This is a genomic window from Paenibacillus sp. FSL H3-0329 (genome assembly GCF_037963285.1).
Lineage (GTDB): Bacteria > Bacillota > Bacilli > Paenibacillales > Paenibacillaceae > Paenibacillus_AQ > Paenibacillus_AQ odorifer.
This window is the reverse complement of the sequence record NZ_CP150150.1, coordinates 3,471,784-3,494,721: the sequence shown is the minus strand read 5'-3', so window position 1 is coordinate 3,494,721 and position 22,938 is coordinate 3,471,784. Positions and strand designations below refer to the sequence as shown.

Here is a 22,938-nt window from a genome sequence, read left to right as displayed (position 1 = left end):
TAGAAGAAAACAAGCCACAATATTATGGCTTGTTTTCCATGTACCAATTATTTACTTCTCTCGTGATTACGTCGCCGCCATTCTTGTAAAATTGGGCTACGAACTCATCAAAGTAGGAGAGCGGCTTCTCGCTATAAATGATGCTCAGATAACTCTCCGTTGCGAGTTTCTGCAGGAACACTCCGTGTTTCTCCATCCCGTCCGTTAAAGGTCCGTGGTACCGGTTCGGGATTTCGAGTCCCTGCTCGGCAATCGCTACCCCAGCCGCCGTAAGTTGAGCCGAATTCAAACCTTTAATGGCTTGTTCGATCGGCGTCGTCACTATGGCTTCCGAATTTTCAGATAATTTTCTGATTGCATCCGCATTCATATAAGGCAAGGCTGGAGCGCCACCTGTCAGCGGATAGAGCATCCAGCGCATATCCATTGAAGACCCGTCCGCAAGCGGCCACTTATCATTCGGCACGCCTTCAGTCGCAAAATTGACAGTAATGACCTTGTCGTTCATGATCACATAATCGTAACCTTCGTGAAACCCTTGTGCGAATCGGGGATCGAAGTACGGATCATCCGGTCCGAAATTTTTGGCAAGCAACTTGTTATAATAAGCGAACCAGGCTTCCATATTCGTGAAATCCTTGCTGAACACCGTATAGATACCGTACAACGGCTTTTGTGCCTTGCCCTTTAACCCATCCGGTCCGGCAGGAACGGAATAAGCCTCCCAATCCGCTTCCGGGTCGACCTTCACTGTATCGCCGAGCGGCCAGGCTCCCATCCAAAACGGGCCGAACATGACACCAGCCATTCCGTTAACCGCCAGTTCGGACGCTTGGCTCGGGTCCTGCATGCCTGCATCTCTGTCCATGTAGCCCTTCGCCATCCAGGACGCCATCGTTTCCAGGTATTTCTTAGCATCCGGATGTACGGCGCCAAACATCAAGCTGCCCTTCTCGTCCTCATTCCAGAACAGTTTGATGTCAGACGTGCTAATCATCTGCCTTGAAAAAGCTCCGGCGATCGCATCTGTCTGCCCCATCCAGCTCCAGGGACCTTCCTTTAGCGGAACCGCCAGACCAACTTCGTCATCTTCACCATTCCCATTAGGATCTTGTTCAGAAAATGCCTTCAGCACGTTCTCCAACTCACTTATCGTCGTAGGCGGGTTCAGCGACAGTTTCTCAAGCCAATCCTTACGGATCCACATGACCGTTCCCTCATCTCCTGCACTAAAACGGGGAAGTCCATATATCTTGCCGTCTTTGGTCACTTCTGCCATAGTATAAGCGTACTTCTCGAGCGCTTCTTTTAGCTTAGGATGCGCATACTTCTCGATGGCATCATCCAGCGGAAGCAGCTTGTCGGCTTTCAGCAGATACTTCAGGATGTCTCCTTCAGCGCTAAGGGTGTCCGGCAGCTTGCCATTCACAGCCAGCGCCAGCCGAATTTTGGTATCTGCATCCTCGAACTTGCTGACAATCCAATCAAACTTCGTGACGATTCCCAGATTATCTTCCATCCAGCGGGTGTGCACGTTGTCTGTAAGGCTCTCATCTGGCTTGAATGCGTTAGGCCGATTCTCGTCCACGATTCCTGTTGTGATGGTTATAGGCGGATCGTATTTAAAGTCCCATACCGGCTTCGTTTCCCCATTGGATGTACTGTTCTGTGCCGTTTTCCCTGTGTTACTTAAACAGCCGGAAACTAGCAGTACTCCGCTCAGAACTGCCCATAGAAATCTGGCCTTTCTTTTTTGCTTCTTCACCGGCCCAATCACTCCATTCCCGATCGGTATCTATCCCTGAATTCCTGCGGTGTCACCTGATAATAGTCACGGAATTTCCGAATAAACCAGTTGGTATTGGGATAGCCAATACTTTCACCAATATGGTAGATTTTATTATTTGTATGCTTGAGCACCTCGCAGGCTTTGAGCATACGCTGCTCGTAAATATATTGGGATACGGTAGTGCCTGTACACTGCTTAAAGATTTTTGACAGATGGTTAGGATGTACGAAGACGCGTTTGGCCAGCAAAGTAAGTGATAAGTCCTTGTCCAGCTCTTTCTGGATGTAGAGTTGCGTCTTCCGGACGATCACCTGGCTGTGGTCCTCGGTCTCCTCCCCTAGCTTATCGCGAAGTGTGCGTAGTAAGTCGAGCGCCCAGCTTTCCAGCTGCGACGCGTGCAGCATCGCTTTTCCTTTAACGAAAGCCGATTGCTCAGGAGTGAGCATTTGGGCCAGCGTCCTGCCACTGCGATTCGCGATATACTGGAAGGCATTGGAGAGAAAGAAAAAGACGTCGCGCATGAGGTTAGGTGAACCCGTATGCAATAGCGGTGACACGAACGCTCGGATCTTAGCTTCCGCCGCTTCCCATTGCTCCGTTTCCAAAAGATGTGTCAGCAGAGGCGTTTCATACAGCTTGCGCATAAGACGCGCTTCCTCTTCATTCCGCTCTGGCACCTGCCCACCCGAAAAACCGTCACTATCTAATCGCGATTTAGCTGTCATATAACTAGCTTGCAGTCCTTCCGGGAATAGACAGTCGGTTTCCCCTACAGAAATTTTACCTTTAAGCAAACTCTGTACTTCTTGCTTTAATCGCTCTATCCGCTCAAGCACCCATTCCGGATCGGGTGGTGCTCCTGACAGGTCGTATACCAAAGCGAGCAGGTTTCCTTCATCATCCGCCGCCGACCAGCAGTCATAGCGGTCCATCAGCAATTCTTCCAGCATGTTTGTTACCGCGAACCGGATCAGTGACTGCGAATAGAGGTCTTGTCCATCGAAGGGGGAACCCAATCGGACCAGGCACATCGAGACATGACCTGGTATCGGAAGAGGGAGGTCAAACAGCTTTAACTTCTCTGCAAGCGCCTTGCTATTCAGATTTCCGCTGAGCACTTTGAGCAACAACCCTGCTTTCAGTTCTGCACTATTGTCTCGGTAGATACGGAAGCCCTGTTCGATTGATCGCTCCTGCTCAAGCTGCTTAATGATCCGGCCCATTGCCGTAAGTAGCTGCTCGTCCTTCGCGGGCTTCATCAGGTAATCGAGCGCTTGCAGCTCAATCGCTTTTCGGGCGTAATCGAAGTCCGCATAACCTGTGAGCAGCAGGCACTTCAGCCCTGGAATACGAAGCCTGGCCTGTTCGATCAGTTCCAGGCCGTTCATGCGCGGCATACGGATATCCGTCATAAGGATGTCAATGGGGAAGGTGTCTATCAGAGCAAGTGCCTCGCTCGCGCTGTAAGCCTTCCAAACGCGGGAGATACCAAGTGTCGCCCATGGAATTGTATCTGCCAGACTGTCCGCATAATGTTTCTCGTCATCAACTACAAGCAGGCTATTCATTGCTCTTCCTCCTTCGTTTCGTCTTTCATCCCAAGTCTCCAAATCAGCCTCACGTTTAGCCCCCCCAGTCTGGACGGGCAAAACTCAATTTGAGCGTCTGAACCGAAGTTGCCTTGCAGTCTTTGATATACGTTCCAAAGACCGCAGCCTGCATATTCGCTGGCCGGAATATGAAGCTCCATTTGCAGTTGGTCCATCCGTTCTTTATTTAATCCTTTTCCGTTATCCTCCACTTCCAAGTGCAATTGGTCTTCATTGACGTAAACTCTAATTTCAACCCGGCCTGGATATTCGACGTTCTCAAGTCCATGCACGATCGCATTCTCCACGATCGGTTGGATAAGAAGCCGGGGAATTCGCAGCTCCGCCAACTCTTCAGGCAGTTCGATGCTGTAGGACAGCGTCTCATTGCGAAGCCGAAGAATCTCGAGGTGAATGCGCACGAACGCCAGTTCTTCCCCCAGGCTGACTCCTTGATTATCCATTCGCGTCGTATACCGGTAATAGTCGGCCAGATGATACGCCATGTCTATGACAGCCCGATTCTTTCCCATCTTGGTCATATTAATGATGAAACCTAAACAATTGTACAGAAAATGAGGATGAATCTGTGCTTGTAGCTGTTTTAGCGTAGCATCGCGCGCAAGGATACGCGATTGTAGGACATTCTCGATGAGATCTTGGATCTGCGTCGCCATCTCGTTAAAGTTCTGCATCAGGAACGTGAATTCATTGTTTGATTTCTTCGGCAGGCGGTAGGCGTAATCGCCTTCCTTAATCCGCTGCACCGCACGCACAAGTTGAAAGATAGGCCGATGTACGTTCCAGTACAAGGCAGACGCGGCGGTAATACAGGATAGGAGCAAAATAATCGAAGAAGCTCCAAACAATAACCGCTGTTGCTTGATAGGTCCGATAATCTGGTTAAGTGGAACAGAATCGACGAGATGCCACTCAAGAATATTGGAATAATAATAGGTAATCAGATAAGGCCTGCCGTCGAAGGAATGAATTAAAAAACTTGAATCCCGGCTATTGATCCTGTCGCCTAATTCCGTGATAATTTGGTCCATCTTGGGCCCATCTGCGGACCGGCTGGCGATGATGGCATGTCCTTCTTTGTAAAAAAACGGGTTGTCAGAGTGACCAGATTTGTAGGTATCAAGCAAATTTTCGAAGCTCCACTTGTAGAGGTTAATGCGAACGGCAACATCCAGATCGTCCGGACGGGCTGGTTTGTAACCCGTAGTGACATAAGTTCGAGTAAAACCGGAGCCAATCTCCAAATCTTCGCTGTAGCTCCACCCTAGCGAAAATCGGCTTTCAAACTCTTTAAGGTCATATTCATAGGAGGGGGAAGAAGAAATACTATCGTCTCGTTGCGGGAAATAGACGGTTACGTCATTGCGCCAGTTGCCCGATGCGCTGGCCAGCGACAGCTTCTCTTGGATCAGCAGCCTTGTTTTCATTAGGGAATAATCGCTCATGTTGAGGTTGTAAAGGTACTCCAGCACGTTCGTGTCAACGAGCATAGGTGCGGAGACTAAGTCGAACTTCTCAATGCTGGCATCCAGTTGTGCCACGAAAAGCTCCATCCGGTTCAGGCTGGCTTTGATAAGCTCCTCCTGTATGACGTTGATGCTCTTAGAGGTAGAATAATAGTACAGCGCCACAACCGGAGTTAGCAGAATCAGCAATAACACTAACATTTTCTGAAAAATATTAAATTTGATCCGCATGGGATTTCCATCCTTGTTTTGTAATTACACCTCAACCTGTATTTTACAATGGATAGAAAGCGTTTTCTATACAAATTCTTTGCGTTTCAACAAATTAAAATAACCTCATTCCCAATGAACTCTACTTAGGAATGAGGCTTCGTTAAAATTTAAAGGCATTATCAACCGTTATTTTAGGACTCCCCAAAAAGAATCTCCGCATTAAATATCTAGCGATCCTGCTATTTCCCATCAGTTTCATGCACGCTAGCGAGAAGTTTTTAATCCCTTTAGGGGATTTAACGATCATGCTGATTATCAACTGTTGAGCAAAATGCACTAAACGAATTTCCCGATTACGAATGGACTGCAAACGATCTAAACGCTTGTATTCATGATTTGGCTCTAATTTTGATGTAACAATAAGTTCAGCTGTGACCAGCGCTGTTTCAAAAGCCAAGGACAATCCGATAGCTCCGAGTGGAGAAGAACAATGTGCAGCATCACCGATTAGAATACAACCCTTATCATGCCAATTGTCCACCATAAAAGTCTCTGATTGGATAGAAACGAACGATTTGAAATCACTGATTTTTTCAATGTCTTCTTCAAGCTCAGGAAAGGCCTTTATGAATTCAAGCTTTAATGGTTCGATGCCTTTTCTTTTTATGGTATTCCATTGGTCTTTCTTCATTGTAAAACCTATTTGCACACAATCAGAGGAATAAGGAAGCCCTATGAAGTTACTAAAATCAGACAATCTGAAAAGGAGTTTTTGATTTAGCTTGAACTCATTAGTCGATATTTTGCACCAGATTAAATCAAAATCTTCTTTTTTATACTTAAAAGAAAAATCGCTTGTCTTCCTAACCGTGGACATCCGTCCATCCGCTCCGACTACTAAAGAAGCATGGATCTCAGTCATTTGTCCATCTACTAAGGCGTTTACCCCGACTGTTCGATTTGTACTTTTAATAGTTGAAGTGACCTTAGCGTTAAAAATGAGCTCAAAATTAGTATAATCCTTTGCTAGATCGTAAAGAAAAGTTAACAGGACGGATTGTTTTATTTTAATTGCGTAAGGTGCCTCCGGCATTTCTTTTTCATAATCAATTTGAGTGATATATTTCTTATTATTCCATATTTCGGAATTAAATAATTTTATATGCTCATACTTTTCAAGACACTGTTCCAGGTTCAGCTCTTTCATGAGCCTTACAAATCGAGGCTGGAGAACTTCTCCTCTAAACTTGCGATTAAAGCTTGTTTGACTTTCCAGTACGGTAACTCTAATTCCGTTTTTGGCTAACAGCAGCCCTAGAAAGAGGCCAGAAGGTCCACCACCAACAATGCAAATCTCCGTTTCTTTAATCATTCCTATCACTCTGTGGGTAAAGAAGCAGCCCGTTCATTTTTTACTGCGGGTTCCCTAGCCGATAATCTAAGAAAAAGAGAGATTAAAAAACCTAATAAAAGAATAGAACCTAATATAGTAAAGGATAACGAATAATTTTCTGTTTTTAATAATTTCAAAGCTAATATCGGGCCTGTGCTAGCGCCTAGGAATAGAATAAATGCATTGAATGAAATAGCAGACCCTCTTGCATTTCCCCCTAATTGACTGACAATTGAGATGATAACGGGAGTTACCAGCGCGATACCAGCCACAAATACAACGCTCATTAGGACAAGAAGTGGCAGGTTCGTGCTAAAACCTAGAGCAAGCAACCCAATTGCAGCTAAAGCTAAGCCTCCCCTTAGAACAGCGGCCATTCCAAGTTTTTGAGCAATTCTTCCGGAAAAGGGTGCTAAAAGCATCCCCGCGATTCCAAATGCACGAATATAAAGGATATCCTGTGAGGAAAGTCCAAACTTAGCTGAGCTTAAATAACTTCCCAAAACAGTGTACATGCCAACTAAAGTTAATAGAAGCATAAAGGTTATCGCAAAAGCCAAAAGCAATTGTGATTGTTTTAGCAGAATTGTCATTTGTTTAAACTTCCGCAGAACATTTTCTTTCGGTCTTAGCATTTCATCTTTAGGAAGGAACCTTATTACAATCACTGAAGTAATACCATACACAATCCCCAAAATAAAGAAAATAGCACGCCAGCCAAGAGCTTCGTTAACAATCCCACTAAAAACCTGGCCTACTATGCCTGCCATTAACAGTCCTGAGCTTATAAATCCAACGGCTGTTAATCTTTTATGAGGCGGAAACATTTCCCCTGCATACACTAGCGCAATAGGTGCAAATGCAGCAGCCACTAGGCCTTGCACTCCTCTGAGCATAATAAGCCCGTAAAAACTATCCACAAATCCTAGCGCAAGCGTAACTACGGTTAACCCAATAATGCTGGCTACTAAAAATACTTTACGTCCATACCTGTCTGAGAAAGGTCCATACAAAAGACAGCCCAGCGCATAACAAAGAGAAAATGAACTCCCAATCCAAGCCGCCTCACTCGGGCTAATCTGGAAGGCATGCGAAAACACTTCGGATAATGGAATTGTAATATACATGCTAGTTAGAATAACTAAACCACACCAAAATAAAATAATCGTCATTAATGAATAGTTCTTATTGTAATTCTGAACGTCTATCGTCTGATTCATAAAGTGAATATCCCCCGGTTTACTATTAATTTGCAACAGTGATGCCTTCCAAGACATGGATCAACAAATCGTTTATGTAATCCGCATCCGGAATTTTTTTATAGATGAGAATTTGAAAGTAAATGGGACCATAAAGCAGATCTAAAGTTATATCCAGGTTAATTGTTGACTTCAATTCTCCCTTATCTATGTCTGCTTGGAGTAATTGTTTGGCTTCATTTCTTTTAGTCATTAAAAACAATACGTAAAAATCTTTCGCGATTTCTTCGCTCTCTGTAACTATAGTTAAAGTGGATTTCCCGATTTTGCTATTGAGGATACGAGCTAAAGCTTCAAGCTGTTGTTTAAAGTTAACCTCAATGGATTTATTGCTATCAAATTCAAACTCTGATTCTACGGTCATTAGAAAAGCGTCCAATACAAGACGTGCTTTATTTTCCCACCATCTATAGATGGTTGTTTTACCTACTCCAGCTTGTGCTGCAATCGCCTCAATCGTTAATGATGAATAACTGTTGGATTCTAACATTTCAATGGTTGCAGTAAGAATCTCCTTTTTACTTCGAGGTTCTTTGTTTTTCCCTTTCATATTCATTTCACCTCCTAGATGTTATTTATTAAAAGTATGTAATTATAGAACGATACGTATCGTTCCACTGTTACATTATCTTATATCATTTTCATCAAATTTAAAATAGCTAATTTGAGAATTATTATTTTCTGGATTTAGGCATGCGTTAGATGACTAAACATAACTTGTGCATACAAAAACTAACGCTTCGGAATGGTCCGAAGCGTTAGTTTTTGTGGATATTTGCAATTTAGGATTTGATGACTAGTCCAGATACATCATTCCACTGATGATGGCTAAAACTTGAGCTACATCTGTTATCGGTGCAATATCCTTTAAAATTCTTTCCTTTGTTGGATAGATTCTTTTATCCAATCATTTAAAACGGATGTACTAACAAAAATTTCATCTCCGATTTTAATAATGGGAAACAACACACCGGTATATGCACCTTGTGTTTTCAACATTGTTTCTTCTGTAGTAATAATCTTGCGCACTTGAGATTCAGTGATGTTTAAATATTTAGCAGTTTCTTTAAGTGTCATTAATGGTTTATTTGAATATTCATTGTTAATTGTTGGACTTATAGATGACTGACTGCCTTTGATAATAAAACAACCAGTAATGATTGCAATTCCTAAAATTATTGAACTAATAACGTTACTAAGATTTTTCATAGATATTCCCCCGCTTATTTAGTTCTTGTAATTTTTGCAGCTAATAAACTTCTTAATTTTATTTAGTTTGCTACCTTTAATAGAAACTTGTTCGTTTTTTCAATAAAGCACCATTTCTAATTCTTATTGTAATACATCAGGAAAAGATGAGTGTTGTACTTAGTTACATATTACTCCTCAATTTTATTCGACACACCACATATTTTCAGCTGCTCTCATTTTAAAGTGAAATAACTAAAACGTTCAGCAAATCATTAGACCCATGAAGATTGTGATAAAAGTCAAGCAAAGGGAACGCGATCGTTACAAAGTTGCATCTGGAGAGAAGTGCCGCTTATCATACTTCCATCGTAAAACACTCTGGATTAAACGAAAAATGTGCATATTACTATTCATTGTTTCTTTTCTTTTAGATTCTATATTAGCATTTAATACTTTTAGTATAAGCAACTATTACAAATCATCTTCATGAAATAATTACTTATCTCCTATTTTTATATTAATAATATATTTTTCTAAAAATTAAAAAAACTTATTGGTGTAAATGGTGCTAAACTTTGTTCTTTATTATTATAAAGAAGTTTTATTTCTGGTTGAAAAACTATATTCTCCTTTTTCTTAATAATATAATTACATTTAATTTCATAAACTTTCAGTTCTTTTAAAATTTTTTTATCAACTTTATTTCTGAATTCTTCCTTAATTTCTTCCTCTGCATATATATCTGGATTAACTTCTACAGTAACAATTTCAATAAAACTCTTTACTTCTTTCGGATAAATTAATTCTGCTTTTATATCACTAGTAATAATATGATTTGAATCTAATATCTTATACGAGTATGAATACTCTTTATTTAGTGCTGTTACATTTTTAGGGGATATCGGAGATTCCATTACGGAAATTCCATTTTCCTCACCAGAATAAAATTGTAAATATACTGGACTAATATTTTTTTTAAAGGTTTTACTTCCTAGTTTTATTTTGATTTTATCAAAACCCAATTTTTCTAAACCTAATATCCTATCAGAATTTAACCTTATAGAAAATCCTTCTACTAAAAAATTCTGGTCAGTCAATTCCCATTCTATATCGTCTGGGCTAAATTCAATTTCATCCTTTTTTTCATTGGATAAAGTTATTGTTATATCCGATTTATTTAATTTTTCAAAAGTATCTTTTTTTAAATTTGATGTTGATCCAAATAGCAGCAATGACGAACCATTATTTTCTGAATGTTTTATATTGATCGTATATATCCCAACTGCTTGGTTGAATTCTAGCTTATTTAGTATATTACTAATGCTATTAGATTCACACCCAAATACTATTAATAGAAGAGCTACTTCAATCAAAAACATTATTTTTTTCAAATAGTGTCAATTCCCTTCCAGTTATACAGATATAAAAAAGGAGTGAATAGTATGTATCCACTCCTTTTTTACATTAACTAAACTCTTAAACTCTCAAACCTATTTCTGCTGTTATAACTCATCTTTAATATCAAATCTATAGAGCAACCTGCTGTAATGCGTAATATTGGTCATGTGCTTCAGTAAAAGCGCTGCCTGCATATTTAACACCTAACTTAGTAACATCATAAGTATACTGTTCTTGGTAATATCTTAAAATAATCCTACCTTTGTATCCTTTAGTAGTTGGGTACGAAATAGTCTGTGTCGTTGTGAATGCAGCACTTGAACCGATCGTTCCTGAAATATTGGTTTTTAAAAACGCTACGTCCACTCCACCACCACCCGTAACTGAAGCAGTGACAGTTGTGGTTACTCCTTTCGAAACTGAAACAGTACCAGGATAAGCAACGTAATCTGAGACTGGCTTAAATAAATTATAACTTATAGGCTTACTTACATTAGAAAGTGTGTATGTCGCTCTTGCCAAATAATTTGTTGCATCGGGTTCATTCGGCGTAATTGTTTCCAGTTCTGGTGTAAAGCTGCGCTTGGTTGAATAGTCACCGATATATGTTTCAATTGCACCTGGTTCATTTAAAGTAATTGTATCCTGTTCGGATTTAAAGATACTCTCGGATGCATAGTCACCGATATAAGTTTCAGTTGCGCCGGCTTCATTTACAGTAATTGTATCCTGATATTCTGATGCTGCAAAAGCGGTTGTGCTTAGACCAAAACAAAAAGAGCATGCAAGCAGCATTGTAAAAAATTTCCTAGTTTTTTGTGTTCTTACAGCTCCACCCCTTTTTTTTAAACCACCTATCTTAGTACAGTTTTTTTCATATCGCATCAAAGTCACCCTTTCGAATTTATGGAATTTTTCGTTAAAATGTGTTATCCAAATAATAGTTATTTACATCATCAACAATTTAGTTTCAAAAAATATCACAAGAAAAAAGTAACAACAATTGTACTTATTAATAAATCAATATGACCACCCACCTTCATATGAATAAAAATAAAGACATGTATGTACTTTTAACATTAACGCTTAACATTTAATGTGTATGGATAAATTACCATTTAAATCATTATTTTGTCAACGATAATTTAATAGATACCATTATTCTCTTAATTATTAATATAAAGTAAAAATCAACGGTTGATATAACGTGAAAATCGATCTATAATTTTAAGATACTATATTATACTGGGGGAACCTTTATGTCCTATACAAAATTGACTAATCGGGAATTAGAAATCATGCATATTTTATGGAAGGAACCCCACCCTCTTACCGCGACAAATATTTTTGAGAAAATCGAGGAGAAATTTAGTATATACAGCATACAAAACGCCTTACAATCGTTACTTACTAAAAATGCAATTGAAGTTGCAGCTTATACAAAGGTTTTTAAAACAACTGCAAGAAAGTACAGACCTATTATCACTACAAATGATTATGCAGTTATGCAATTTGCTCAATATTACTCAACGGATGATGCTCAAACTGGTATTACAGAATTAATCTCAACATTATTTAAGTTCGAGGATGAAAATATTGATATACACACGATTGATAGATTAGAAAAGTTAATAAAAGCGAAAAAAACAGAGCTTGAACAAACGAAACTGACGCAAAAAAATGGGGAGGTCGATAGATGATAACCATTTGGAGTATACAAACTACTCTATTAGTAAGTAGTTTGTTTATTTGCTTATATTGCCTTATAACTAAAAAATCATCTACTATTAGTAAAGTTGGTGTTCCGGTTTTATCCCTATTGCTGTTACTTATTACAATCAGATTACTTGTTCCAATAGAAATACCTTTTGCTCATACTATCGAATTACCAAAATTCCTACCCATAATAAATGATTTTTTTAATTTTTCTATTTATTCATTCAGCGATCAAATAAAGATTAACTTATATCTTTTTTTGGGTGTTATTTGGTTATCGGGAACACTCATAAGTATTAGTCGGATTTTTCAAAGGTACTCTAATTTGTGTAAATTAATAATGACGTGTTCTATCAAGAAAAATATAAACTCTGAACTTTTAAGTGTCCTCCAGAAGGAAATTAAAATACCTAAAAATTTAAAGTTAATTGAAACCTCATTGACTTCAGTTCCCATGATGTATGGTTTTTTTAGACCCACAATTGTTTTTCCAGTACATAATTTTACTGATCAAGAGGAATATTTTATTATTCGGCATGAATTGCATCACTATTTTAATAAAGATAATTGGATTAAAACTATCATTGAACTGTTATGTGCTTTTTATTGGTGGAATCCTTTTGTATATCAATTGCGTAACCAAGTGGATAGAATTTTGGAAATAAAAAATGATCTTACCATAACAAAAAATTGGGAGGAATATAAACGGCTTAATTACCTCGAATTTCTTGTGAATACCTATAAAAACTCTATAAAATCTAAATATATGCCCTTTACTATGGACCTTATTGATAAAAACAGATCTACTTTCATGAACCGCTTTGAGCTACTGTTATCAAACAATAAACCTAAAGAATCATGGTTAAGGTTTTCAACCACGAGTATATTAGCCTTATCATGCTTTGTGTCTACATTATTTTTTGTTGTACAACCACGATATTCTTTTCCAGATAATTACGCTAGCACAGCTATTGATATAACGCCTGATACAGCTTACATAATAAAAAACAAGGATGGTACTTTTGATATTTATCTCAATAAATTAGGTTATTTCACTACCATACAAGAGATTAATCCGTTTTACGATAAGTTACCTATCATAAAAATGAAAGAGGACGATATTAAATGAAGAACCAGAAGATTTTCAAGAGGATCATTGGAAGTATTATAATCATTGCTTTTTTTAGTAATTTTTTGAGTGTACATATAGAAGCTAGTTCATATACAACACCACTCGAACAAAGTGACTTTAAAATATTTGCAGACGTACTGGAAAATAAGATAGTACTTATTGACGGTAAATGGTATGAAATCGTATTTAATAGAACTACGGGGAAGATCATTAGTAAAAAAGAAATTAAGCGGAATTAGATTATCTGCACGAATATAATTTTCTGAAAAATGATAAATGAGCTAAAAAAACCTTAAGATGCACGAGCTACCAAAGTCAAAAATTAAAGCGAGACCGTACTTCAATATAGAGAGTACGGTCTCGCTTTTTCAATATAAATTAAGATCATGGATAAACAATACCTAGCAATTTCACAGAAAAGTGTGGCTACACTAGCTGCGCGGCTCGGGTAATTTATCCACTAGAATTGTAAGGTCAACAACATCGGATAGTTCAGTTAGCGAGCTACAATTCCCTTCAGAATAATTACCTTTGAAGGGAATTTTGTAATAGATACGCTTTAATACCATTCACAGACGAAAAACGAAAATGGTTTTATTCTGTGTTTTACCACTAATCATTAATTATATTATAGTGTCTCAGTTCACAATCTTCCATTTATTACCAGATTATATTTTTGCTCCGTTGTATAGGAGTCACATTCATCATTAGTGATATTCGCTTCGAAGAAGTTATCGTACTCTATGACTGTAGCATCCAAGTAAGAAGCAACCTCAGCATCACAATAAATTCACTAGTAACACTGCCTCCATCCAAAGACTCGACCAAAGGGCTGGTTCGTCCAACCCAACGATCCTTAATAACAGAAATAAGTGGCTGAATAGCGTCCTGTGATTAGTGTGATAAATGCTATTCTTCCATGTTTACCACTCCTTACTTCAAAAGATATTTATTAATAATTGTAGCTGTTAATGGATACATGTGAAAGGAAACAACATTTTTAATTATTAGATCTTTCGCCACCTATTAATAAACACTTTGTAAGCAAAAAGAGCTGGAGCCAAGTGAACTTGGCTCCAGCTCTTCTCTGGTGCTTACAATTCCATTACTCTGTAAATTAAAGCAGCGGCTTCTGCACGTGTGGTCAGGCTCAGTGGTCTGAAGGTACCGTCGGTATAACCGTTGACAATTCCTGTCTCCCGCATGTACTCAACCGCATCCATCGCGTAAGAACCGATTTGATTCTCATCGGCAAAAGTTGCTGCCTTGCCGGAGATATCCGACTGGAGAGCAGTTAAGCTCAGAGCGCGAAACAGAATAACAGCCATTTCTTGGCGGGAGATAGGTTCTTTTGCGGCAAATACGCCTTCGCTACGTCCGTTAACAAGCTTTAGCGCCTGAGCTGTTGAGACAGCTTGGTAATACCAAGCATTTGAACTCACATCTTTGAAAGTACTGCTACTCTCGGCTTGAAGTTCTAGCGCTGATACTAACAGCTGAACAAATTCCGCTCTTGTAATTTGCCGGGCAGGCTCGAATTTGCCCCCGCCTGTGCCATGAATAAGATCACGGGAAGCCAAAGCTTCCAAGATGACTGTGGAGCCTGAATCAACATCAGAGAAGTGGATATTTGCATTAGCTGCAGCATAGAGTCCAAAATCACTTGATGTAAACGTAATTTTTCCAGTACCTGATACGTATTTGGAGTTTTTGACCACTTTGGCCACTCCCTCTCCGGTAACAGAGTAGACGATGGCTTTATGTGCGACCTCGTCAGGGGTTAATTTATATCCAAATGATACCTTCATTGCCGCAGAAGGGCTTAATGTTTCTTTGGACTTGCCGTCTACCGTCATTGAGATCCGGAACAAAGCATGCGTTTTCCATTTCTCTTTTAAGGCAACTGGAAGGGTTGACGCATCAACAAAATGGATAGATAGCTCCAACTGCCGGGCACCCTCTGGAATATTCTCACCTAAAGTGTTAATTGGAAGTGTTATTGTGGCAGCACCTGCTTTTACAGTTAGGGAAGTAACATTATCTTTTAGTTCGGGAATGGGCACTTGAAAAGCCACACCGCTGGCAGTCGCATCCTCTTCAGCAAGCTCAAGTACTAAAGCTCCATCTTGCACTCCCTTCATCGCTTTTTGGAGTTCTCCTGTGGGAAGCTGTGCAATTTTCATTCCTTCAGCACCGGGTGAACCCTGAATGCGAATACGGCCCGCTGAAATTATATTCACTGGATTAACTATTTTTCCTCCACTACTTTCATTTGTGTTGCCACTATTATTGCTGCCGGACGAATTGCCGGTCGTATCTGTTCCCCCACCTTCTTCACTCCGCACTACATTCAAAGTGTAGGTCTTAGTTGTTATGCCGTTCGCAGCGGTAACTTTAACATCGATTCTGTTATCTCCTACCTTAAGCTCACTTCCACCTGTTACCGTCAATTTGGCTTCTGCATCTGAAGGTGTCCCAGTTACAGCCACCGCTGTCTTGGAAAAGGGCACATTTATTTTATAGTTCAGTTTCTTACGGTCAAACTCAGGGATGTCTGTACCGTCCATTCTCAAAACGCTCAAATCGGCATTATCACTCAGCGGTGTCTCTTCTTCACCTTCTACGTTCATAAACTGGAAGGTGCGGAAAAGTGAGGCGTCCTTCGCAGCGCCAATGCCTGATCCCCATTCAATATATCCTTTTCGACCCGCGCCATCATTATCGTTAACCAGCATGGAGAAGCTTAAGATATCGCTCGCCGCTGGACGGATCGGGCTTATTTCGCTCCAAGGTAGTGCCAGAGCATATGATGTAACCTTGGTCGCCTCATCTCTGGCCACACTTAAAGTTCCCTTAGTCAACACTCCGGTAGCTGCACCTTTCATGGACAGCCAGCGATATATTTGCGGCCCCTCTGGTGTTTGCGAGATTCCGTATTCATACCAGGATTGACTATCGCCCGGGACACCGGGAGCAAGACTGAACTGAATACTGTCATTTTGCCAAATATTAATCCCGGCAGCATTATGGCTGAATACATCATCGCGGATATCGGCGGTCAAATAAATGTGTTCTTCATCCCAGCGTAGCTGCGCTGTTCCACTAAGATCATCCGCACCCTTATATCCGTTGAGCAAAGGGGTTCCGTCCGCAAGATCAATCAGAGCGGGACTTCGTGTATCGGACTGATGCTGCATCCGGTTAATATCTATGTTTTGCTTGAGGTGAACTGTCTCATAACCTTCAAGGTCAACTGTCAACTCAAGAGGATATTTAACCCCTTCAGAGAATCCCGGCAGTGGAATTGAATAAGTAAATCCACTATTTGGGGCAATTTCAGACAATTGCGATTCACTACCGCTGATCTGACCAGTCTCTTCCCCTAGGGTCCAGGAAATCTTTTTAATTCTCAGAGGATCCACACTGGAACTGTTCGTAAATTGAAGTTGCAGCGACATGCCGCCGTTATTACCATCTGTAATATGAGGAGCAATTTTTAAACCTTGAAAATATAGTCGCAGATCATCTACAGGGGCTTCTGGAAGCGTAGCAGGATCAAGTCCGGGTCCATTATAAGCTCCAATATTCGGTGGAGTTGCTGCTGAAACGGGATTGCCCCAGTAGTCCCGTCCCCCGTTGTCTGCAATGATGGTACCGGCCCCAAGAGCAGGAGACCCCTCCCTCAGCTTGTAACCGTCCACTGTATTCCAGCCAATTCCGCCGGTGCCCTGAGCAACTAAGAGTGGATTTGCTGTGATAGGATTGGTATTTTCCGGCTCGCTTACTGGATGGTTGCCATATAATAGATTATGATCGAAGCTACCGTTCACCCCTGGCAGATTATAACCTCCTTGACCAAGGTTGTAGACCAGATTGTTTCTAAAAGAATATGGAGCGTTAATATTTCCTGCGTCATCCCATTCATGATCGATAATTTTGGTGTTTTGCCCAGCTCCGATATAGATAGTATTGTTATAGATTTGTGTATCTGGCGTAACCCCGCCTGCAAAATTAAACGTATGCGTTAGATCATTCTGGCTGATGTTGTATCTGACTACATTGTTAGAGGAGCCTGTCAGCACTCCCGGAGTCAAACGGGCATCGACAAAAAGCATGAATCCGCCTTTGTTGCCATGGCTGTAATTATATTGAACCACACTGTCCATCGTATCGATATCCAGATTGAAGCCCTGACCATCTCCCTCTGGTTTGTTCGTGTTAAAAGACTCATTGAACTGGACGATATTATTCTTGCCGCGAGTCGGCCAAATTGCGGCAGAGCCGTTAAACTCGCCTTCTTCGGAATAATTTCCGCCTTCCTCCGCTATGTTATGCTCAATCACCGCTCCATCCGCACCGAAGGTGAGAATACCGTCGCTGTCGGCTTGTTTGACATAATTTCCACGGATCGTAACATTGACCGTAGCATAGTCTGCTCCGTTAAAACGCTGATCCCATACCACAATACCGGTCCGGCCTATCCGTTCCACTGTATTGCCCTCGATCCATACCCCATCGAACTTGTCCGTGCCCGTCGTTCCGCCCACATATACGGAGATACCTCCAAACGCATGCGGGCCACCTTCGGCTCCGGAAACCGTCGGATAACGGAAACTGCTTGATACATCATGGACATAGTTATCCTGAATGCGGATATTACTTAATGTTCCTCCATTAGCATTCTCCACCATAATACCTTCCCGGTAAACAGTTCCCCTCTCGGAAGCATAATTAGTGACCTCAAGATCCCGAATCACCCAGTTCGAGGCGTTACGTAGGTATACAGCTGCTCCGGCCATGCCTCCACCGTTGATAATCGGTTTGCTTCCATTCCCATAGGCAGATATTGTAATCGGTTCTTCATCTGTGCCGCTGCCCTTAGGATATAATTGTTCGTTCCAGATTCCACCCTTCTTTAACAAAATACGATCCCCAGCTTCAAAGGTAGTCTGATTCACTACAGAGAAGGTCTTCCAGGCAGTCTCCGGTGTTTTTCCATCGTTGTTGTCGCTGCCTGCAAATGAATCCACATAATATTCTCCGTCTCCACCGCTGCTCCCTCCATCTCCAGGCAAGCGGTTGGATAAGGTGACCGATCCTAGTTGCATCAGCCAGGGTGCGGAATCACCGCTAAGCTCGATTTTTAAATAATGAATGCCGGAAGGAATCCCTTGTGCCGGACTATAATTCATCCCAGTCCAAGCCGCATCACCAGTGGCCTGTGGAGGTTCATGAACAGCAGAAAGTTCTGTCCAAGTGGATGCATCCGCCGAACCATAGAACTTGATAGTCCCGCTAGACCCGGCAAAGGAATGCATGCGGGTTGTGAAATGTTGCAGATTATGCAAATGGTACACGAGTGATTCTGCTGAGTCTGCTGTTCTCACCGCACGAGAATGATCTCCACCAAAAAAAGCGGGATTGCTTGTATCTAAAGACCAATTTGTACTGTGTGCATAAAGCTGTGCAATGTCGTCAAGCTCATCAACAATCGTTTGTGGTGCAAGCGACACATTGGAGAGCGTAAGGTGCCCAAGCTGCATCAGCCAGGTATCGAGGTCACCACTGACTTCAATTTTGAGATAATTGACACCATCCGGCAGCGCCCCCGAGGGTGTATATACTGTTCCGTACCAGCCAGAACCGGTTGCCGTGGGACTGTCGTTGATGGCTGGAAGCTCCGTCCAGATATCTGCATCTGGCGATCCGTAGAACTTGATAACAGCCGTGGAACCAGAGAAATAATACGCTTGAAGCGTAAACGACTGAACTCCAGTCAAAGGGTAAATGGCATAGCCAGTCTCCGTGGAGGTTCTGACCAGCCGGGCTGCATCTCCTTCGAAAAACTGAGGATTACTACTGTCAATTAGCCAGTTCTCGGACCTGTGTTCCGCTGCCGGAAGGGTTGAGAAATCATCGGCATTCGTCTCTTCAGCATGGGCAGAAACGCCCATTACAGGAAGCACCGCTGTGAAGATCAGCACCATTATAAGCAGTGATTTTGCGAGTTTTTTGAACATTATTGTATTATTCCCCCTTGAACATTTATTGGATGGTATGGTTTGCGAGATCTTCAGCCATCGGGTAATTCCATTCCACGACAGCTTCGGACAGCTTTTCGTCCACAATGGATCTATACTTCTGCTGCGCCAAATTCAGTGCGATGGCATCCTTCACATGATCGAACGGCTGAATAGCTGCATCATCTGCCGACAGGCAGTAAAGTAGGTGGATAGCCCCATTTTCAGTAATCAAACCGCTAAACTCTCCCGGCACCAGTTGCTCTGCGGTAAGCAATACCTTTGGATTTTCCAGAGCTGCTGTTCGACGTGAAGCACTTGTTATTTTCACCTCGCCAACGTTTACGCCAAACTCCTTTGCCTGGCCTTGGAAGCCTGTGCCTGAAGAATCTGTTGCTGCTGTCGCTGTTGCTATTGCATGGAGCTTTTCCATTCTTTCTAAGGCTTTTTGCTGATCTTTGTACTCTGTTTCTGGGCCAAAGGGAAGCGTTGCCCATTCCAGACGAATCGTTCCCGGCAGAGAATATTTCGCAATTAGATTTGCTTCATATTCCAATTTCACCTGTTCGTCTGAAATCACGATACTTCCGTTACTGCGCATGGCCTCAATCGTGGCATCCTCAAGGTTGCTCATGTAATAACTGAAATAGGCCTGCGTCTCCAGATGAAGAGGACCATATACCACCTCCTTATTCGCTGCTGCCTGACTCCGCCGATTATTCTCGCGCTCCATCTCCTTGAGAAAACCTTCAAAACTGATATCCGTTACGACTCCTGCTTCTTGAGCAAGCTGTAGCTCCATCCGCTTCGTCAAAAGCTGAGTTTGAGCTGTATTGATCCATTTCTGCATTGGATTTTCGCCGGAATAGTAGGCAGACCAGAAGTCTATTGAATAGTCGGCGTTGTAAGTTTGTTTAAAATAATCAACAATCAGTGCCCGATTCATTTGAAGATGCCAGTTGAACTCCGCTGCTGTGGCCTCCTGCCCGTTAAGGGTCAGAAGCATTTCTTCTGCTTGTGGAGCTTGCATATTCTTCGCACCAATCAGCAGCAGGCTTCCTGCTAACAGAGCGGTCAGAATAACGATTAGCTGATTTCTTTTGGAATGAAGTTTTAGAGTCATAAGTTATTTCCTCCTCTCTCATCCTCGATGTTAAGCGCTTTCATTCTCTTCGATATTAGACATGTTTACGTTGAAATAACAGGCGGGAAAGCTGCGAAATGGTTTGCCATTTCACGATTTGACCGTAAAGCCCAGTTTTCGCCCTATAAAAAAATGCTGTCGGAGAATAGAGAAGTTACGTATTCGAACGTGGAATGTTGTACAATGTGCAGGAATTCAGCGCGTTTGTCGGGAGTGAGCAGCAGCTTGTTGTATATCAAGCATGATTTCCATGCAATTACGGGATCGGAGTGATTTATAGAAAAGTCGATTTGCATTCATCACTGATTCAGTGTGTTCCTCAATTTTTTTTGATTGTAAAATCATCTAATAAAAACAAAGGCAGTCCGGAATTTTCCAGACTGCCTTGCATTGTTCTTAAGACTGATCTGTGCCCGAAAACATACAGAAATTCAAGACTCCACCTTTGGCAATCTCATCATGTGACAGAGAGTGGTGCTGCCATAGCGATCCGTTCCAGTGGACGGATTTACTGTACACATTGGCGGGGCTGTTGTTCTCTGCTTCAATGATCCATTGCTGCCCATTTTCAAGCTGAATAGTTACCTTATCAAAAAGCGGGCTGCCGAGCACATATTCAGGAATTCCAGGACTTAAAGGGTACAGGCCGATGGCGCTCCAAATAAACCAAGCACCCATGCTGCCGTTATCTTCGTCGCCGGGTAAACCATCCATCTGGCTGCTGAACAGTTCGGTCATGGTTTTGCGGACCCAATACTGCGTTTTGCACAGCACACCGAGTCTGGCAAATATATAAGGAATGTGGAAGCTCGGCTGATTGCTGATGGCAAACTGCCCCAGATCGGCGGAGGCCATTTCCGACATTTCGTGTATTTCCAAACCATAGGATCCCACTTTAAATACAGGTTCCTCAGCCATCAACTGATCCAGACGCTGGACAAAAGCCTCTTCACCGCCCATCAGCCCGGCTAGTCCCGGGAAGTCGTGGGGCACAGCCCAGCTCCCCTGCCAAGCCCCGCCTTCACAAAACGGATTACCCCACTCCAGAGGATCAAATGCTTCCTGCCAAGTACCGTCCTCATTGCGACCTCTCATAAACCCAACTGTTGGATCAAACAGCAGCTTATAATTCTGTGCCCGAGCCATAAAACGCTCATAATCATCCATTTTGCCAAGTGTTTTGGCAATCTGCGCAATACAGAAATCTCCGTATACATAATCCAACGTGTTGCTTACACTTTCATGGAAACGGTCATGCGGCAGATAACCATGCTGCAAGTACAATTCAAGGCCCCTTCTGCCCAGCTTCTCGTCCACTGATGGACGATCTGCATGCTTCAGAAGACCTTCATACAGTACCTCTGTATCAAATCCGCCGATGCCTTTAACCACGGCATCCACAGCTGCGGCATCAATCAGTGTGCCGGGCATGGCACTGCGCTCCCCTGGTGACAGCCACTTTGGCAGCCAGCCGCTCTCCTTGTATGCCAATGTCCACGCCTGCATTATCTCACCCAATAAAGATGGGAATAAGATACTGTATAAAGGAAAGCTGGTTCGGTATACATCCCACAGCCCGATATCCGAATACATTGGACCCTGGCAGATGCTGCCATTAAAAGGGCTGTAATGGATTTTCTCGTTCTGCTCGTTATATTCATGCCACGTTCTCGGGAACAGGCAGATTCGGTACATGCAGCTGTAAAAGGTGCGGAGGTTCTCTTCATCTGCGCTTTCAGCAACAATGCGCCCCAACCGTTCTTCCCAGCTTGCCTCTGCTCTATTCAAGATCTCTCCGAAGCTGTCTTCCCCAATCTCTCGGTTCAGATTAAGCAGCGCCTGCTCTCCGTTAATAAAGGAAGTCCCGCACTTCACTCCCACTATGCCAGATTCCGGTGCAGCTATTCCTACGTAAGCGCCCAGTCGTTCGCCAGTCCCTTCATGGGTCTCCAGTGGCTGATAATCTCCGTTAAAGATTCCCGACTCCTCCATGTGAAAATCCCTGTCGAACTGGAACACGAAATACATCGCGAAATTATCGGGAACCCCGGCGGTATGGCCTCTTGTGTAGCCGGTAATTCTACGTTTATCCGGCTGGAAGGTGATATGTGACTCACCTTTCAGGGGTGCTATAATAAGCCTGTTCTGCTGCCTCTCAGCGAAAGTTATTCTTATCGCTGCACAACGTTCGGTTGGAGTCAGCTCCAGCCGGGTGCGGTAACGTTGAAGAAACACATCGAAATAGTGAGGGGACACTTGCATCTCTTCCGTTTTGAAGGAAGAAGAACGTGAACCGGGACTGAGGAGCAGTGGACCTGTCTGCGGCAACAGGGTCAGATGCCCATAATCTCCGATCCACGGGCTGGGCTGATGGGTCAGCCGGATGCCCTCTAGGTGGCGATGGCGCGGGTGGAAGAACCAGGTTCCACCTGCTTCATAGGTTTGCGGGCACCAAGCCGCCATACCAAATGGCATCGCTGTAAGTGGCAGTGTATTGCCATGTGAATACCGGAAATCTGACTCCGTCCCCTGTAATGGATTTACATAATCTAACCAACCCAAATAGATACACTCCTTTGGCCAGTTTTCACCGACTCTATATTCTCC

General features: G+C 42.4%; 15 protein-coding genes. 3 read left to right on the top strand and 12 right to left on the bottom strand.

From position 1 onward, the window contains the following. Positions 1 to 22: 22 nt before the first annotated feature. The 9 genes from NSQ66_RS15375 to NSQ66_RS15335 all read right to left on the bottom strand — a co-directional run bounded on the left by NSQ66_RS15375 (position 23) and on the right by NSQ66_RS15335 (position 11,204). A complete protein-coding gene (locus NSQ66_RS15375; RefSeq protein ID WP_036677205.1) occupies positions 23 to 1,765 on the bottom strand; it encodes an extracellular solute-binding protein in 1,743 nt (580 codons plus the stop codon). 8 nt (positions 1,766 to 1,773) lie between these two features. After that, positions 1,774 to 3,438 (bottom strand): response regulator, encoded by a 1,665-nt coding sequence (locus NSQ66_RS15370; RefSeq protein WP_141118475.1) that lies wholly within the window; start codon positions 3,436 to 3,438, stop codon positions 1,774 to 1,776. Further along, positions 3,354 to 5,096, bottom strand: coding sequence for a histidine kinase (locus NSQ66_RS15365; RefSeq protein ID WP_076141241.1), 1,743 nt, complete (start codon positions 5,094 to 5,096; stop codon positions 3,354 to 3,356). The genes NSQ66_RS15370 and NSQ66_RS15365 overlap by 85 nt, the downstream gene beginning before the upstream one ends. Before the next feature lie 142 nt (positions 5,097 to 5,238). Further along, positions 5,239 to 6,450 carry an FAD-dependent monooxygenase gene (locus NSQ66_RS15360; RefSeq protein WP_076105740.1) on the bottom strand — a complete coding sequence of 404 codons (1,212 nt, stop codon included), beginning with the start codon at positions 6,448 to 6,450 and terminating at the stop codon, positions 5,239 to 5,241. Positions 6,451 to 6,455: 5 nt separating this feature from the next. Beyond that, positions 6,456 to 7,643 carry an MFS transporter gene (locus NSQ66_RS15355; protein WP_249267689.1) on the bottom strand — a complete coding sequence of 396 codons (1,188 nt, stop codon included), beginning with the start codon at positions 7,641 to 7,643 and terminating at the stop codon, positions 6,456 to 6,458. A gap of 73 nt (positions 7,644 to 7,716) precedes the next feature. Then, positions 7,717 to 8,280 carry a TetR/AcrR family transcriptional regulator gene (locus NSQ66_RS15350; RefSeq protein WP_076141240.1) on the bottom strand — a complete coding sequence of 188 codons (564 nt, stop codon included), beginning with the start codon at positions 8,278 to 8,280 and terminating at the stop codon, positions 7,717 to 7,719. A 317-nt stretch (positions 8,281 to 8,597) separates the two neighbouring features. After that, on the bottom strand, positions 8,598 to 8,939 hold the full coding sequence (locus NSQ66_RS15345) for a helix-turn-helix domain-containing protein (protein WP_036677218.1): 342 nt from the start codon (positions 8,937 to 8,939) through the stop codon (positions 8,598 to 8,600). Between the two features lie 515 nt (positions 8,940 to 9,454). Then, positions 9,455 to 10,312 (bottom strand): hypothetical protein, encoded by an 858-nt coding sequence (locus tag NSQ66_RS15340; RefSeq protein WP_076141239.1) that lies wholly within the window; start codon positions 10,310 to 10,312, stop codon positions 9,455 to 9,457. A gap of 136 nt (positions 10,313 to 10,448) precedes the next feature. After that, positions 10,449 to 11,204, bottom strand: coding sequence for a hypothetical protein (locus NSQ66_RS15335; RefSeq protein ID WP_141118474.1), 756 nt, complete (start codon positions 11,202 to 11,204; stop codon positions 10,449 to 10,451). A gap of 374 nt (positions 11,205 to 11,578) precedes the next feature. On the opposite strand from NSQ66_RS15335, the gene NSQ66_RS15330 reads away from it, so the two are divergent. From NSQ66_RS15330 to NSQ66_RS15320, 3 genes are read left to right on the top strand one after another with little or no spacing between them, the layout of a single operon-like run. Then, the gene (locus NSQ66_RS15330) at positions 11,579 to 12,019 is read left to right on the top strand and encodes a BlaI/MecI/CopY family transcriptional regulator (protein ID WP_036677226.1); all 441 of its coding nucleotides are present in this window, start codon (positions 11,579 to 11,581) and stop codon (positions 12,017 to 12,019) included. Continuing rightward, on the top strand, positions 12,016 to 13,164 hold the full coding sequence (locus tag NSQ66_RS15325; protein ID WP_036677228.1) for a M56 family metallopeptidase: 1,149 nt from the start codon (positions 12,016 to 12,018) through the stop codon (positions 13,162 to 13,164). The genes NSQ66_RS15330 and NSQ66_RS15325 overlap by 4 nt, the downstream gene beginning before the upstream one ends. Continuing rightward, complete coding sequence (locus tag NSQ66_RS15320; RefSeq protein WP_036677231.1) at positions 13,161 to 13,406, top strand: hypothetical protein; 246 nt, start codon at positions 13,161 to 13,163, stop codon at positions 13,404 to 13,406. Before NSQ66_RS15325 ends, NSQ66_RS15320 begins: the two co-directional genes overlap by 4 nt. Before the next feature lie 855 nt (positions 13,407 to 14,261). Here NSQ66_RS15320 and NSQ66_RS15315 read toward each other — a convergent pair. The 3 genes from NSQ66_RS15315 to NSQ66_RS15305 all read right to left on the bottom strand — a co-directional run bounded on the left by NSQ66_RS15315 (position 14,262) and on the right by NSQ66_RS15305 (position 22,893). Then, positions 14,262 to 19,187, bottom strand: coding sequence for an S-layer homology domain-containing protein (locus NSQ66_RS15315; protein WP_076141237.1), 4,926 nt, complete (start codon positions 19,185 to 19,187; stop codon positions 14,262 to 14,264). A gap of 25 nt (positions 19,188 to 19,212) precedes the next feature. After that, on the bottom strand, positions 19,213 to 20,310 hold the full coding sequence (locus tag NSQ66_RS15310; RefSeq protein ID WP_036677240.1) for a peptidyl-prolyl cis-trans isomerase: 1,098 nt from the start codon (positions 20,308 to 20,310) through the stop codon (positions 19,213 to 19,215). A gap of 417 nt (positions 20,311 to 20,727) precedes the next feature. Beyond that, positions 20,728 to 22,893, bottom strand: a complete 2,166-nt coding sequence (locus NSQ66_RS15305) for a GH92 family glycosyl hydrolase (RefSeq protein ID WP_076141236.1) — start codon at positions 22,891 to 22,893, stop codon at positions 20,728 to 20,730. Between the last annotated feature and the right edge of the window lie 45 nt (positions 22,894 to 22,938).